Source organism: Catenuloplanes japonicus (assembly GCF_000717135.1).
Classification (GTDB): domain Bacteria; phylum Actinomycetota; class Actinomycetes; order Mycobacteriales; family Micromonosporaceae; genus Catenuloplanes; species Catenuloplanes japonicus.
Window position 1 is genome coordinate 349,034 of sequence record NZ_JNXY01000006.1, and the last position, 14,810, is coordinate 363,843.

The following is a 14,810-nucleotide window of genomic DNA, read 5'->3' on the forward strand; positions in this document are numbered from 1 at the left end:
AGTGGATCTTGATGCGTACGTCGCGGAACACGACGGCGAGTGGCGCCGTCTGGAGCAGCTGTCCCGCGGACGCCGTCTGGACCCGGCCGAGGTCGACGAGTTGCTCGCGCTCTACCAGCGCGCCACCACGCACCTGTCCGTGGTCCGCAGCCGGTCGCCCGACCCGGTGCTGGTCGCGCGCCTGTCCCGGCTGGTGCTGACCGCGCGCGCCACCATCACCGGCGGCCGCCGCCTGCGCCTGGCGGACGCGGGCCGGTTCGTCACGCACGGCTTCCCGCGCGCGGTCTACCGGGCCTGGCCGTGGTGGTCCGGCGTCGCGGTGGCGTTCTGCGCGGTGACCGCGTTCCTCATGTACTGGGTGGCCGCGCACCCGGAGAGCGCGGCCGTGCTGGTCGGCGAGGAGCAGGCGAGGGAGCTGGTCGAGAGCGAGTTCGCCGGTTACTACACGGAGTTCCTGCCGGCCTCGTTCGCGCTCCACCTGTGGACGCACAACGCGTGGCTGGCCGCGCAGTGCCTGGCCTCCGGCGTGCTGATCCTGCCGGTGGTCTGGCTGCTCTGGACGAACGCGCTGAACCTGGGCGTGGTCGGCGGCGTGATGATCGACCACGGCAGCGCGGAGCAGTTCTTCGGCCTGATCACGCCGCACGGTCTGCTGGAGCTGACCGGCATCTACGTGGCGGCCGGCGTGGGCCTGCGCATCGGCTGGGCGTGGATCGCGCCGGGCCCGGACCGCACCCGTGGCCGCGCGCTGGCCGAGACCGCGCGCGAGGGCATGGTCGCCGCGGTCGGGCTGGTCGCGCTGTTCGCGGTCTCCGCGCTGATCGAGTCTATGGTGACGCCCACGCCGATGCCGGCCGCGTTCCGGATCGGCATCGGCGCGGCGGCCTGGTTGGGCTTCCTGGGGTACGTCCTGCTGTTCGGATCCCGTGCGGAGGCGGAACTCAAAGCTGAGGCCGACTTCAAAACCGGGGCCGGCTTCGAAACCGGGGCCGACCTCAAAACCGGGGCCGGCCTCAGAGCCGGCCCGCCGCCTTCAGCGTGAGGTAGGCATCGCTGACCCGGGAGGCGAACTCGGCCAGCGGCGCGTCCACCACCTCGACCCCGTGCCGGACCAGCGCGTCCCGCACCCGGTCCCGCTCCGCGAAGGCCTGGTGGGCGGCGACGGCCGCGTACGCCTGTTCCGCGTCCTCCGGCATCCGCGAGGTGAGCGCGGTCAGCGCCGGATCGTGCACGGACGCGACCAGCACCTTGTGCCGCGAGGCGAGCCGGGGCAGCACCGGCAGCAGCCCTTCGCCGATCGGGCCGGGCTCCAGCGTGGTGAACAGCACCACCAGCGCCCGCTTCCGCTCCCGGCGCATGATCTCGCCGACGACCAGCTCGAAGTCGGTCTCGACCAGCGCGGGCTGCAGCGGCGCGACCGCGTCGACGAGCCGGGGCAGCAGCGCCTCCCGCCCGGCACCCGCGACCGAGGCCCGGACCGCGGTGTCCACGGCCAGCAGGTCGACCCGGTCCCCGGCCCGGCCGGCCAGCGCGGCCAGCAGCAGCGCGGCGTCGATGGCGGCGTCCAGCCGGGGCTCGCCGTGCGCCGGCACCGGGCCGGTCGGCGGCGGGAGTGCGGGCAGCCAGGCCGGCCGCGGTGCCGGGGCCGAGGTGCGGTCCACCCGCACCGCGGACGTGCGGCCGGTGTCCAGCACGCACAGCACGCGGCGGTCGCGCTCCGGCCGCCAGGTGCGTACCAGCACGTCGGAGCGGCGTGCGCTGGCCCGCCAGTCGATCGACCGCACGTCGTCGCCGCCGACGTACTCGCGCAGCGCGTCGAACTCCGTGCCCCGCCCGCGCCCGCGTACGGCGGTCGAGCCGTCCAGCACGCGCAGCCGGGACACCTTCTCGGCCAGGAAGCGACGGGACTCGAACCGGGGCAGCACCCGCAGCGTCCAGCCGGGTGTGGCCGGACGCGCGCCGAGCTGCCGGAACGTGAGCCGGAGCGGGCCGTGCGAGCGCAGCGTCACCCGGACGGCGGGCCGGTCGCCGCGCCGGGTCGGGCGCAGCCGCGTCTCCACCACGCCGGTGGCGCCGGGCGCGATCTCCAGGCGGTGCGTGGTCTGCCCGGCGCCGGCCGAGGGGACCCAGTCGTCGCGGAGGTCGGCGCGCAGCGTCCGTACCCCCGAGTTGTGGATCTTCAGGGTCACGACGGCCTCGTCACCGAGCCGGACCGCACGCTGGCCCTCCCTGGTCAGCGTGACCTGCTTCAGCGCGGCGGCGGCCCGGAGGTCGAGCGCGCACAGCAGGGCCACGGCCGCGAGGACGACGGCCAGGCCGGTCCACGGCCACGGCCACAGCGGCATCGACGCGGCGCCGAGGCAGAGCAGCACCGCGGCCCGCCACGTCACCATGGGCGGCTCATCGCGGCGTGGGGACGGACGCGAGCACGGAGTCCAGCACCGCGTCCGTGGTGACGCCCTCCAGCTCCGCCTCGGGGCGCAGCCGCACCCGGTGGCGCAGCGTGGACCGGACGACGGACTTCACGTCGTCCGGCGTGACGTAGTCCCGGCCGGCCAGCCAGCCCCACGCCTTGGACGTGGCCAGCAGCGCGGTCGCGCCACGCGGGGACGCGCCCAGCTCGAACGCGGGCGACGTGCGGGTGGCGCGGCAGATGTCGACCATGTAGGCCAGGACCGGGTCCGCGACCGCGACCCGGGCGACGGCAGCGCGCCCGGCGTTGAGGTCGTCCGCGGTCGCGACCTGCCGCACCCCGGCGGCGGCCAGGTCACGAGGGTCGAAGCCGGAGTGGTGCGCGCGCAGCACGCCCAGCTCCTCGTCGCGGGTGGGCAGCGGCACGGTCAGCTTGAGCAGGAACCGGTCCAGCTGGGCCTCGGGCAGCGGGTAGGTGCCCTCGTACTCGACCGGGTTCTGCGTGGCGGCCACGATGAACACGTCCGGCAGCGGCCGGGGCGTGCCCTCCACCGACACCTGCCGCTCCTCCATCACCTCCAGCAGCGCGGACTGCGTCTTCGGCGGCGTCCGGTTGATCTCGTCGGCGAGCAGCAGGTTCGTGAAGACCGGCCCGTTGCGGAACTCGAACTTCGCGGTCTGCGGGTCGTAGACCAGCGAGCCGGTCACGTCGCCGGGCATCAGGTCCGGCGTGAACTGCAGGCGCTTGGCGTCGAGCGCGAGCGAGGCCGCCACGGTACGGACCAGCAGCGTCTTCGCCACGCCGGGCACGCCCTCCAGCAGCACGTGGCCGCGGCAGAGCAGCGCGATCAGCACGCCGGTGACCACGGCATCCTGCCCGACGACGGCCTTGGCCACCTCGGCGCGCAGGCGGTGGAGCGTCTCCCGGGCGTCGTCCGCGGTGGCGACCGCTCCGAACGCGTTCTGGGTCACCGGTTGTCTCCTTCATGTGTCACGGCGGTGGTCAGGTCGTGCAGCGCGCGGGCCAGCCAGACCAGCGTGCGGTCGTCCGGGACCTCGGCGTCGTAGAGCACCCGGCGGATCTCCCGCTCGTCCGCGCGCAGGTGCGCGGCCACGGCGGACACCAGGTCGGTGTCTGGGGCGAGCCGCAGCCGCCGGGCGAGCCGCTCCCGGGCGGCCACGCGGAGGATCTCCGCGCTGTGCGGCGCGTCCCGGGCCCGCCGGTAGAGGCGGCCACGGCCGAGCACGGTCTCGTGCGCGCGGACCGTCACCGGCAGCGGCTCGACCACGGGCGGGCCGAGCCGACGGGCCCGCCACAGCGCGGTGGTCAGCGCCGCAGCCGCCAGCAGCACCAGCATGGCCCAGAACCAGGCCGGGAACGCCGCGAGGAGCGGATTCCCGCGGTCCGAGGGGGAGGCGGCCTGGTTGCCGGCCTCCGGGGTGGAATCGCCGGGCTGGGGCGACCTGGTCCGGCCGGGGCCGGGCTGGTCGCCGCCGGGAGGTCCGGAGTCGCCCGGACCGCTGGTGCTGATGTCGCTGTCCGGGTAGAGCGAGGGCGGCGCGCCCGGACCGCCGCCCGGCCGGGACGAGGCGTAGAGCGGCGCCGGCTCCATCCGGTGCCGGTCCAGCCAGATCATCCGGGTACGCGTGCCCAGCAGCCCGATCGCGAGCCGCTGGTTGCCGTGCTCACGGATCCGGTCGTTGCGGAACGGGTCGCCGGCGCCGATCACCAGCGTCTCGGCGTTCAGGTCGTACGCGCGGACCAGCCCGTGGCCGTAGCAGACCGGGCCCGGCGCGTCGTAGCGCTGGCGCAGCGCGGCCGCGGTGCCGGCCTCGCGCGCCTCGTTGATCAGGCACGGCCGGTTCTGCTCCGCGTCCGGCCCGACGGCCTTGGTGGTCCAGCGGCGGCTCTCCGCCGTGACGGACAGCCCGGCCGCGCGCAGCGCCGGGGAGCCGGGCGCGACCAGCACGACCCGAGTCGTGGGCGGCAGCAGTTCGAGCATCCGCAGGTACTCCGGGTGGATCGCCTCCGGTGCGGGGATGAACAGCGTGGCGTTGCCCCGGTACGCCTCGACCAGCGCGTCCGACGTCTTCGTCAGGTGCCGGACGGTCACGCCGCTCGCACGCAGCGCGTTGTCCAGCGTGCTGCCGCCGGCGCCGGTGGTGACGGCGGGGGAGAGGTACGTGTCCGCGGCCGGGTCCGGCTCCTCGATCGCGTACGTGACGCCGGTGATCAGGAGCAGCGCCAGCGTGACCGCGACCGGGACGAGGATCCGGTGCCGGCGCCGGCGCGTCATCGCAGGGCCTCGCGCACGCTGGCGGACAGCTCGCGCATGCGCCGGTCGTGCGCGGGTTCGGCGGGGCGTTCGCCGTACCAGATGTCGGAGAAGATCGTCCCGGCGTCGCGCAGCGGCGCGTCCAGCGACGGCCGGGCGCGCGCGGCCGCACCGGCCAGCTCCGTGACGGTCCATTCGGGGTGGTGCTCGATGACGCGCCGCTCGACCAGCTCGCGGACCATGGCCCGGTGCCGCTCGCGGACGGCCTCGGCGTAGCGGCCCTCGGCGGCGTATCGGTCGGCCAGCGTGACCAGCGACCCGGACGGCATGGTCGGCAGCGTGTCGATCTCCACGGTCTCCACGGCCTCCTCGGGCGGGACCGCGCGCGTCTTGCGGCGGCGGAGACGCAGGCGGGGCAGGCGGGGCAGCCGGCGTGGCACCCATGCCGGGAACGTGTACCAGGCGATCGCCACCACGAAAGTGGCGATCATCAGCAGCAGCATGGCCGTGCCCGTGCCGATCGCGTCGTCGATGACGCCGACCGTCTCGGTCCACCACCGGCTGGGCGTCACGGCAGCACCCCCTGGGCGAGCGACTCGGTGGTGACCGGCCCGTGCGCGCGGGCGCGGGCGAGCCGGATGTCCAGCCCTTCGGTACGCATCCGCATCTCCAGGTAGACGACCGCGTCCAGGCAGGCGAGCGTCGGGTACGCGATCGTGTTCGCCAGCGTCCAGACCGCGAAGCCGAGCGGCGCGGCCCAGCCCGGGTGGGTGAGCCCGAGCAGGTCCATGGTGTAGACGCCGGACAGCGCGAGCGCGATGCGCATGGCCAGCCAGCCCGCGGCGCCGAGCAGCCGGATGCCGAGCGCGCGGGCGCTGTGCCGGGCCGCGATGGACACGCCGCGGGCGACCGCGCGCGTCACGGAGACCCGGTCGATCACCAGCACCGGGATGATCAGGCCGGTCAGGCCGTACACCGGGAGCCAGACCAGGCCGGTGATCGCGGCGCCGAGCGTGAGCGCGCCGACCAGCAGCGCGATCAGCAGGACCGGGCCGAGGCGGGCCGCGCGCACGTCGAGCAGCTGCCGCACGGGCAGGCGCGTGCCGAGCAGCGCGGCCGCGGCGGCCCGGGACGCGACGCCGCCGAGCAGCAGGATCACGATCGCCTCGGTGGCGGCGCCGACCACCAGCAGCAGGTAGAACCGGTCCAGATCCTCCCAGAGCGGGATGTAGGTGGGCGGGTTCGCGTGCGCCCACGCCCGTACCGGGTAGAGCAGGGCCTGCTCGGTCGCGGCCAGCACCGCGGCGACGGGCAGCAGCGCACGGGCGTTGTCCCGCAGCACGCCGACCGCGGCGTCCAGCAGCTCACCGACGGTGAGCGGACGCAGCGGGAGCGCGGCGGACGGGCCGGCGTGGTCCAAACCGGGTGACTCCTGAGGCAGGGCGGGAGTGGTTTGTTCGCGGCAATCCTGGCACGCCGGGACGAAGGGGGTTCCAAGCAGACCTTGAGGTAGGGAAAAGTGCCTGGAAAATACCAAGATCGCATGATTCGGTACGGACGGCTGGAACAGACAGACGGCGGGCGTCACGCGCTTCCTGGAGTGGAAGTGCGATATTTGACGCCATGAGAGCCCGGGTCCTGGTGGTCGACGACGATCCAGCGCTGGCGGAGATGCTCGGCATCGTTCTGCGCAGCGAAGGATTCCTGCCGTCTTTTGTCTCCGACGGTGAGCGCGCACTCGCGGCGTTTCGCGAGAACCGACCGGACATCGTCCTGTTGGACCTGATGCTGCCCGGCATGAGCGGGATCGACGTGTGCCGTTCGATCCGCTCCGAGTCCGGTCTGCCGATCGTCATGCTGACCGCGAAGAGCGACACGGTCGACGTCGTTCTCGGTCTGGAGTCCGGCGCGGACGACTACGTGGTGAAGCCGTTCAAGCCGAAGGAGCTGGTCGCGCGCATGCGGGCCCGGCTGCGCCGGGGTGAGGACGCGGCGCCGGAGCTGCTGACGATCGGCCCGCCGACGAACCAGATCACGATCGACGTGCCCGCGCACACGGTCAGCCGCGACGGCGAGGAGGTCAAGCTCACGCCGCTGGAGTTCGACCTGCTGGTGGCGCTGGCCCGCAAGCCGCGTCAGGTCTTCACCCGCGAGGTGCTGCTGGAGCAGGTGTGGGGTTACCGGCACGCGGCCGACACGCGCCTGGTCAACGTGCACGTCCAGCGCCTGCGGGCCAAGATCGAACCGGATCCGGAGCGACCCGAGATCATCCTGACCGTGCGGGGCGTGGGTTACAAGGCGGGGAACGGCTAGCCTGTACGGCGTTGTGACCCGGACCTCTCCTGTGACCCTGATCCGACGGCTCGCCGCCTCCCGCGCGGCCGCCGCGCTGGGTGCTGCGCTCGTTCGTCTCCGTGACTCCCGCGCCGGCCGCACGGCCGGCGGCTGGTGGCACGCCATCGCCTGGCGGGCCGGCCGGATAGCGGCCGTCGTCCGTCAGGCCTGGCGCCGCTCGCTGCAGCTGCGGATGGTCGCCATCACGCTGATCGCGTCCGGCGTGCTGGTCGGCGTGTTCGCCTCCGTGGTGGCCGTCCGGGCCAGCACGATCCTCCGCGACCAGGCCGTGGCGAATGCGGAGGCGCAGCTGAAAGCCGGCGAGGTCTGGGCCGGCTCGCAGCTCGGCGTGCACAACCAGGCCTTCGATCCGGAGCTGCAGAGCACGCTGTCCAGCACGGTCGGCTACCTGGTCGGCGGCGAGGCCAGCCAGGCCACCGGCCGGATCTGGTCGCTGCGCGCGCACAACTTCGAGAACCTGACGCCGGTGACCGCGCCGCAGGTCGACGACCTCTCCCGGGTGCTGACCGCGGAGCTGGAGACCAGCGTCGCCACCCGGGGCCCGTCGTGGCAGATCCAGACCGCGTCGCTCAACGGCGGCGAGACACAGAAATATTTGGTGTACGGCGCGCCCGTGCTGACCGGCTTCGGCCAGGTCGAGCTCTACTACGTGGTGCCGCTGACCACGGAGAACCAGGCGGCCAACGAGATCCGCACGACCGTGCTGATCACCGGCGCCGCACTCGTGGTGCTGCTCGTCATCCTGACCGCGCTGGTCACCCGCCTGGTCGTGACGCCGGTCCGGGTCGCGGCCCGCACCGCGCAGCGGCTCTCCGCCGGCCTGCTCGACCAGCGCATGGTGGTCAACGGCGAGGACGACCTGGCGCTGCTCGGCGCGTCCTTCAACCAGATGGCGGCGAACCTGCAACGGCAGATCGTCCGGCTGGAGGAGATGTCCCGTCTCCAGCGCCGCTTCACCTCGGACGTCTCGCACGAGCTGCGCACACCCCTGACCACGGTACGGATGGCCGCCGACCTGATCTTCGCGGAGCGCGACGAGTTCGACCCCGCGGTCGCGCGCAGCGCCGAGCTGCTGCAGAACGAGCTGGACCGCTTCGAGAACCTGCTGACCGACCTGCTGGAGATCAGCCGGTTCGACGCCGGCTTCGCGATGCTGGACTCCGAGCCGACCGACCTGGTCCCGATCGTGGAGCGGGTGAGCGAGCGCCTGGCCGGCCTGGCCGAGCGCGTCGGCGTGGAGCTCGACCTGGAGCTGCCGGACGTGCCGGTGGTCGCGGAGGTCGACCCGCGCCGCGTCGAGCGGATCCTGCGCAACCTGGTCGGCAACGCGATCGAGCACAGCGAGGGCCGTCCGGTGCGGGTGCGCGTGCGCACGGACGAGTCCGCCGTGTCGATCACGGTCCGCGACCACGGCGTGGGCCTCAAGCCGGGCGAGGAGAAGCTGGTGTTCAACCGGTTCTGGCGCGCGGACCCGTCCCGGGCACGGCAGACCGGCGGCACCGGCCTCGGCCTGTCGATCAGCCTGGAGGACGCGCGGCTGCACGGCGGGTGGCTGGAGGCGTGGGGTGCTCCCGGCGCGGGCGCGCAGTTCCGGCTGACGCTGCCGTGCCAGGCCGGTGACCGGCTCACCACCGCGCCGCTGCGCCTGGTGCCGGACGATCTGACGCCGCGCGCGACCGACCCGGCGCTGGCCGTGAGCGAGCTGCGCCGCCTGACCGAGGAGTCCCAGTCGTGAGGAAGGTCACAGCAGCGGCCGCGGTGCTGTTCGTGGTGGCCGGGCTGTCCGGCTGCGGCATCCCCGGCTCGACCGACGTGCAGGTGCGCGGCGGCATGCCGTCGCCGGAGGCGGGCGGCAACGCGGACACGGTCCCGCCGCTGGACCGGGAGAGCGCGGACATCAGCACGGCCCGCAAGACGGTGGAGGCGTTCCTCGCGGCCGCGGCCGGCGACCCGGAGCAGGCCGTGGAGCGGGCCCGGTCGTTCATCTCGCCGGGCAAGAGCGCGGAGTGGAAACCGTCCAGCGAGATCAACGTCGTGCACCTGCTGGAGGATCTGAACGTCACCCCGGTCGACTCGTCCAGCTCCACCGCGGTGCTCAGCGTGCAGCATCTCGGCGTGCTCTCCGCCAACGGCGCGCTGGATCCGCCGAACAACGCCGACGGGAAGTACACGCTCACGGTCGGCGAGGTGCCCGGTCAGAGCGGGTTCTGGGTGACCGGCGCGCCGCCGATGCTCCTGCTCCGGGACAGCGCGCTCCGCGAGCGGTACGAGCAGACGCCCGTCTACTTCTGGAACAAGGACCGGACCGCGCTCGTGCCGGACATGCGCTGGCTGCCGCTGAGCATCTCCCTCGAGCGCCGCCCCACCGAGCTGCTGGAGTGGCTCAGCAGCGGCCCGTCCGGACTGATCGGTCAGGCCGTCGACAGCCTCCCGGCGAACGTGAAGCAGAAGGGCAACGTGCCGAAGGTCGGGGCCGACCGGGCGCTGGAGGTCAACCTGACCGCCGAGGCCGGCGCGCTGGACGAGGAGGCGCTCAACCGGCTCGGCGCGCAGCTGCACTGGACGCTGCGCCGGTACTACAGCGGTGACCTGCTGGTGAAGGTCGAGGGACAGCCGCGCAAGACGTTCGCCACCGACGCGTCGCTGCTGGCCGCGAACCCGTCGGCCGAGCTGCAGTCCCCGCCGGAGCGGTTCGCGATCTACGACGGCGAGATCAAGCGGCTGCGTGACCCGAACCAGGTGTCGCTCCCGCCGGTGCCGCTGGTGACGGCGGAGACGCGCACCGGCGTGAGCGTCGCGTCGTTCTCCCGGCTCGGCCAGCGCATCTTCGGCGCCTGGGTCCGGGAGGAGGGCGAGGGCCGGGAGCTGGTGATCAGCGCCGAGGTGCCCGGCATGCCGCTGCGCATCCCGATCGGCGACGGCGTGGCGGGCCGCCCGGTCTGGCTCTGGGCGCCGGACGCGATCGCGGACGAGAACGCCGCGGGCATGGTCGGCCTGGTCGTGATCGACGGAAAGCTGCAGCAGTTCGGCACGCAGGACACGAACCGCACCACGCTCGCGGTCTCCGGCCTGCCCGGCCCGATCACCGCGATGGGCGTGGCGCACGACGGGCAGCGGATCGCGCTGGTCTCCGGCGGCCGGCTGTTCCTGACCGCGCTGATCCGCACGGACACCAGCGTGAAGGTCAGCACCGGGCTGCGCGAGGTGCACACGCAGCTGCGCGACATCACGGCCGTGGACTTCGCCGGCCAGGACACGCTGATGGTGGCCGGTCAGCTGCCGACGAACCGGGTCGGCATCATGGAGACCTCGCTGGACGGCGTCGATCAGCTGCAGCGCCCGACCGACCTCGGTTCCGCGCAGGTCACCGACCTCGTCGCCTATCCGGTCAACCCGATGAGCGCGAACAGCTCGGGCGCCGAGGCGGCCTACGTCGTGACCAACATCCCGTACCGCCTGCTGGCCCGTTCCACGCGGATGGAGCCGACGGAGATGGTCGACCCGCCCGCGGACGCGGTCGCCAACAAGATCACGGCCCCGTTCTTCCTGCAGTGAGCGCCCCCTACGCAAAGTGATCAAGCTCTATCCTTCGGTGGTTTCTTTCCACACCGTCCGGGGGTACGGAGATGGGCTTCTGGGCCACGCTGACCGATCTGGTGCTGCCGTCCGCCTGTGCCGGGTGCGGCGCCGCCGGCCGCCCGCTGCGCCGCGCGGTCTGCCCCGCCTGCGAGGCCGAGCTGCGCACGCTCACGCCGTTCGCCACCAGTCCGGACCCGGCCCCGCCCGGTTTCCCGCCCTGCGCCGCGCTCGGGCCGTACGCGGGCGTGCTGCGCTCCGCGCTGCTCGAGTTCAAGGAACGCGGCCGCCGCGCCCTGGCCCGGCCGCTCGGCGTGCTGCTCGGCGACGTGGTGGCGGCGTCCGCGCCCGGCCCGGCCGTGGTGCTGGTGCCGGTGCCGTCCACGCCGCAGGCGATCCGTGCGCGGCAGGGCGACCACCTGGGCGCGCTGACCGGCTGGGCCGCGTGGCGGCTGCGCGACGCCGGCGTGCGCGCGACCGTGGCCCGGCCGCTGCGGGCCCGCTCCCGGGCGGACTCGACGGAGCTCTCCGCGGCGGGCCGGCGTGCCGAGGCGGAGTCGAAGTTCGGGCTGCGCGCGCCGGAGGTCGGGCGGCTGCGCGACACGCCGGTGCCGGCGATCCTGCTCGACGACATCGTCACCACCGGCGCCACGCTCGCGGTCGTCTCGGCACGGCTGGAGGCGGCCGGCGTGCCCGTGACCGGCGCGGCCGTGCTCGCCGCAACGTTGAGACGACGGCCTTTGTCCCTCGAACGTGCCTAGTGCGCGAATCTTCTCGAAACGGTCTTGGGAACGGAGCGTGACGCGGGGCCGAACAGGGGTTAGCGTTTCTATAGCGGGGGTATGACCTCAAGATCAGCCCTCGCTGTCAGGGTGCTCTGCGCGCCCCGCTGGCCGCTGGCCGGCACTGCCCGACCGAGAGGAGGCATCGCCGTTTTCGGAGGTCGGTCGAGTTCCACTCGCCAGCGCGTCAGACCGCGTTTTCCGTCCTCCGCCTCGTCAGACCAGTTCAAGCCCAGATCTGAGGTCGCCGGCACCGTCCGGCGGTCTTTCGAGATCGATCGTGGGGGAGGTCACGCGTGGACATTGTCGTCAAGGGTCGCAACGTTGAGGTTCCGGACCACTACCGGGTGCACGTCGCCGAAAAACTCGAGAAGATCGAGCGTTACGACCAGAAACTCATCCGCGTCGACGTCGAGCTGTTTCACGAGCGCAATCCGCGCCAATCCGATCACTGCCAGCGAGTCGAGATCACGGTCGTTTCCCGCGGCCCGGTGATCCGCGCCGAGGCATGTGCCGCCGACTTCTACAGCGCCCTGGACATCGCGTTCACCAAACTCGAAACCCGGCTCCGCCGTTCAGCGGACCGCCGCCGGGTCCACCGCGGCCGCCGTACCCCGGTCTCGGTCGCGGCCGCCACCGCCGGACTCCCGGCCGAGGGCTTCGCACCGCTCGGGGGCGGATCCGCCACCCTGGTGCAGGAACGCGAGCAGGAATCCGTGCACGACGACGACCAGCCCTGGCACGTCGTGCGGGAGAAAGAGCACTCCTCGATCCCCATGAGTGTGGACGACGCGCTGTTCCAGATGGAGCTCGTCGGGCACGACTTCTACCTCTTCATGGACAAGGAGACCGGCCGCCCGAGCGTCGTCTACCGGCGCCGCGGCTACGACTACGGCGTCATCGGCCTCGAGGCCTGACGCCGCTCCTCCGATCCGGTTCGGGTGCCCCGCGCGTTCTACCGTGGGGCACCCCTTTTATGCATTTTTGTCGCTGAGCAGGTCGGCGGCGACCAGCGCGTACGGCACGTCGTCGAGGCGGCGGCCGTTCATCCCCGGCAGCCGGGACCGGTGGTAGCCCTCGCGCTGGAATCCGGCCTTCTCCAGCACCCGCTGCGAGCCGGTGTTCCGCGGATTCGTGCCGGCGACCAGCCGCGCGATCGAGGTCTGCGCGAACGCCCAGTGCGCCACCAGCCGCACGGCCCGGGTGGGCAGGCCGCGCCCGCGCCACTCCGGCAGCATCGCGTACCCGATCATGGCCTGTCCGAGGTTGCGCTCCTGGTAGTAGAGCCCGACGTCACCGACCGGGCGCCCGGACGAGTTCTCCAGGATGACCATGTCGGCCCGCTCGCCGGAGAGCCAGTGCGCCTGCGAGCGCGCGCACCGCAACGCGATCTCCTCCGCGTCCGGCGCGATCGGGGGCACGCTGGTCAGGACCACGTCCGGCTCGTTGAGCAGCCGGTACGTGAAGTCCTCGTCGCCGGGCCGCAGCGGCCGCACCGTGACCACGCCGTCGGTGAGCGCACCACCGGGCAGGTCGGGCAGCCAGCGCGGCACCGGGCCGGGCCGGTCGCTGTTCAGCCGCGCGAACGCCAGCAGGTCGGTGCGCCCGCCGTCCCGGTCCGGCGACAGCCCGCGGCGCACGCCCTCGCGCTGGAAGCCGGCACCGAGCGCGACCCGCTGGCTGGCTATGTTCTCCAGCTCGGTTATCAGCTCCAGCCGGACGAAGCCGGACGCGAACGCGTGCCGGCTCAGCGCCACCGTGGCCGCGGTCGCGACGCCCCGGCCGCGGGCCCACGGCGCGACCCAGTAGCCGACCTCGGCCTGTGCGCGCTCGTGGACCACCCGGTGCAGGCCGATGGTGCCGGCGAGCCGGTCGGTGGCCGGGTCCGCGATCACCCACACGCCGCCGCCCTGCTGCCACTCGGCCTCGGTGCCCTCCTCGATCCACCAGACCGCGTCCGACCGCGTGTACGGCCTCGGCAGCAACGGCAGGAACCGCTGGGTGAGCGGGTCGGAGCAGGCCGCGACCACGTCATCGACATCGGAGAGGCGCAACGGCCGCAGCCGTACCCCCTGGTCCTCGACCACTGCCCGGCTCATGACCACGATTCAGCATCTCCCGGCACCGCGCCGGCCGCCACCCCGCGAAGATCGTCCGGAACGAGCCCGGCCGCCCACACGTCGCGGCGCTCACCGCGGTGCGGGAGTCCCGCGCGGCGCACACCCTCGATCACGAACCCGGCCTTCTCCGCGACCCGGCGCGAGGCGTCGTTGCCGACGTGCGCGAGCCACTCGATGCGCTCCAGGTCCAGCGCCTCGAAGCCCCACTCGCAGACCGTGCGCAGCGCGGCCGTGGTGTAGCCCTTCCCCCGGGCGTGCGGCGCGGCCGAGTAGCCGACGTCCGCGAAGAGCGGGTCACCGGGCCGGCTCAGCCGCAGGTCCATGCTGCCGGCGTAGTTGTCGTCCGGGTCCGCGATCACGAACATCGCCGCGGTGCCGGCCGCCCACTGCGTGGGCTGGTACCCCAGCGAGAACCCGGCCGCGTCCGCGAGCGTGTAGTTCTCCGGCACCGTGGTCCAGCGCAGCGTCACCGGGTCCCGGCAGGTCTCCACGATCGCGGGCAGGTCCCGCTCCTCGGCCGCGCGCAGCCGCACGCCGCCGGGCCCGGTCAGCACCGGGCGCGGGCCGCCGAAGACGCGGGCGCGCCGGGCCGCGAGCGCCATCGCGGGCGTGTCCAGCAGCCCGGCCCGGGTGAGGCTGCCGGGCAGCAGCGACGCGGTCCACCGGTCGCTCCGGCTGCCGTCCGGGTTGAGGCGCTGGCTGCGGCTGACGCCCTCCGGCGTGTAACCGAGCCGCAGCGCGGTGACCAGGGACGCGTGGTTGCCGACCTTGGCGCGCCAGCCGGCCATGCCGATGCCCAGCTCGGTGAACGCCCAGCCGAGCAGCGCGCGTCCGGCCCGTTCCGCGACCCGGTTGCCCTGGGCGCCGGCCGCGACCCAGAAGCCCAGCTCGGCGTACCCGCGAGAGGGTGTGATGTCGTTGAGCGCGACGGAGCCGAGCAGTGTGCCGTTCGTGGCGTCGAACACGCCGAGGTGGAGTCCGACGCCGGCGGCGTGCTGCTCGGGGGCCTTGCGCAGCACGAAGTCGGCGGTCGCGGCCGGGTCGGTGGGCAGCGACAGCCACCGCTGGACGGCCGGGTGCGACGCCTCGCGGTTCAGCGTGTCCACGTCGCCCGGCTCCCAGGCGCGCACCCGCAAACCGTCGGAAATGATCTCCACGGGTTCCATCCGGCCATCCTCACCCATGGGTCCGAGATCCCCAACAGCCTTTCGCGGGTACGAGATGCGGCCGATAATCTGCCCTCAGCGAACTCACAGGTGTTTTTTGTCCGATTCGGGCGACTATCGAGA

At 73.3% G+C, this 14,810-nt stretch carries 13 protein-coding genes; 6 read left to right on the top strand and 7 right to left on the bottom strand.

What is annotated here, in order from left to right; all coding sequences use genetic code 11:
* The first annotated feature begins 1 nt into the window (after position 1).
* Positions 2-1,042 carry a stage II sporulation protein M gene (locus tag OP04_RS12335; protein ID WP_063746588.1) on the top strand — a complete coding sequence of 347 codons (1,041 nt, stop codon included), beginning with the start codon at positions 2-4 and terminating at the stop codon, positions 1,040-1,042.
* Here OP04_RS12335 and OP04_RS12340 read toward each other — a convergent pair.
* From OP04_RS12340 to OP04_RS12360, 5 genes are read right to left on the bottom strand one after another with little or no spacing between them, the layout of a single operon-like run.
* Positions 1,014-2,393, bottom strand: coding sequence for a DUF58 domain-containing protein (locus OP04_RS12340; RefSeq protein ID WP_198153798.1), 1,380 nt, complete (start codon positions 2,391-2,393; stop codon positions 1,014-1,016). The genes OP04_RS12335 and OP04_RS12340 overlap by 29 nt on opposite strands.
* A gap of 7 nt (positions 2,394-2,400) precedes the next feature.
* A complete protein-coding gene (locus OP04_RS12345) occupies positions 2,401-3,384 on the bottom strand; it encodes an AAA family ATPase (protein WP_033339690.1) in 984 nt (327 codons plus the stop codon).
* Positions 3,381-4,709, bottom strand: a complete 1,329-nt coding sequence (locus OP04_RS12350) for a DUF4350 domain-containing protein (RefSeq protein WP_051797657.1) — start codon at positions 4,707-4,709, stop codon at positions 3,381-3,383. Before OP04_RS12350 ends, OP04_RS12345 begins: the two co-directional genes overlap by 4 nt.
* A complete protein-coding gene (locus OP04_RS12355) occupies positions 4,706-5,260 on the bottom strand; it encodes a DUF4129 domain-containing protein (protein WP_033339691.1) in 555 nt (184 codons plus the stop codon). Before OP04_RS12355 ends, OP04_RS12350 begins: the two co-directional genes overlap by 4 nt.
* Complete coding sequence (locus OP04_RS12360; RefSeq protein ID WP_033339692.1) at positions 5,257-6,108, bottom strand: hypothetical protein; 852 nt, start codon at positions 6,106-6,108, stop codon at positions 5,257-5,259. Before OP04_RS12360 ends, OP04_RS12355 begins: the two co-directional genes overlap by 4 nt.
* A 203-nt stretch (positions 6,109-6,311) precedes the next feature.
* On the opposite strand from OP04_RS12360, the gene mtrA reads away from it, so the two are divergent.
* The 5 genes from mtrA to hpf all read left to right on the top strand — a co-directional run bounded on the left by mtrA (position 6,312) and on the right by hpf (position 12,318).
* A complete protein-coding gene (gene mtrA / locus OP04_RS12365; protein WP_033339693.1) occupies positions 6,312-7,001 on the top strand; it encodes an MtrAB system response regulator MtrA in 690 nt (229 codons plus the stop codon).
* 76 nt (positions 7,002-7,077) lie between these two features.
* Positions 7,078-8,778: an MtrAB system histidine kinase MtrB gene (gene mtrB / locus OP04_RS12370; RefSeq protein WP_408606743.1), complete on the top strand. Its 1,701-nt coding sequence runs from the start codon at positions 7,078-7,080 to the stop codon at positions 8,776-8,778.
* Complete coding sequence (locus OP04_RS12375) at positions 8,775-10,598, top strand: LpqB family beta-propeller domain-containing protein (RefSeq protein ID WP_157239725.1); 1,824 nt, start codon at positions 8,775-8,777, stop codon at positions 10,596-10,598. Before mtrB ends, OP04_RS12375 begins: the two co-directional genes overlap by 4 nt.
* A gap of 71 nt (positions 10,599-10,669) precedes the next feature.
* A complete protein-coding gene (locus tag OP04_RS12380; RefSeq protein ID WP_033339695.1) occupies positions 10,670-11,380 on the top strand; it encodes a ComF family protein in 711 nt (236 codons plus the stop codon).
* 317 nt (positions 11,381-11,697) lie between these two features.
* Positions 11,698-12,318 carry a ribosome hibernation-promoting factor, HPF/YfiA family gene (hpf, locus tag OP04_RS12385; protein WP_033339696.1) on the top strand — a complete coding sequence of 207 codons (621 nt, stop codon included), beginning with the start codon at positions 11,698-11,700 and terminating at the stop codon, positions 12,316-12,318.
* A gap of 57 nt (positions 12,319-12,375) precedes the next feature.
* Here the strand turns inward: hpf and OP04_RS12390 are convergent, their stop codons facing one another.
* Entirely contained in the window at positions 12,376-13,500 is a 1,125-nt protein-coding gene (locus OP04_RS12390) for a GNAT family N-acetyltransferase (RefSeq protein WP_033339697.1), read from the bottom strand.
* The gene (locus OP04_RS12395) at positions 13,497-14,687 is read right to left on the bottom strand and encodes a GNAT family N-acetyltransferase (protein ID WP_033339698.1); all 1,191 of its coding nucleotides are present in this window, start codon (positions 14,685-14,687) and stop codon (positions 13,497-13,499) included. Before OP04_RS12395 ends, OP04_RS12390 begins: the two co-directional genes overlap by 4 nt.
* Positions 14,688-14,810: the final 123 nt, after the last annotated feature.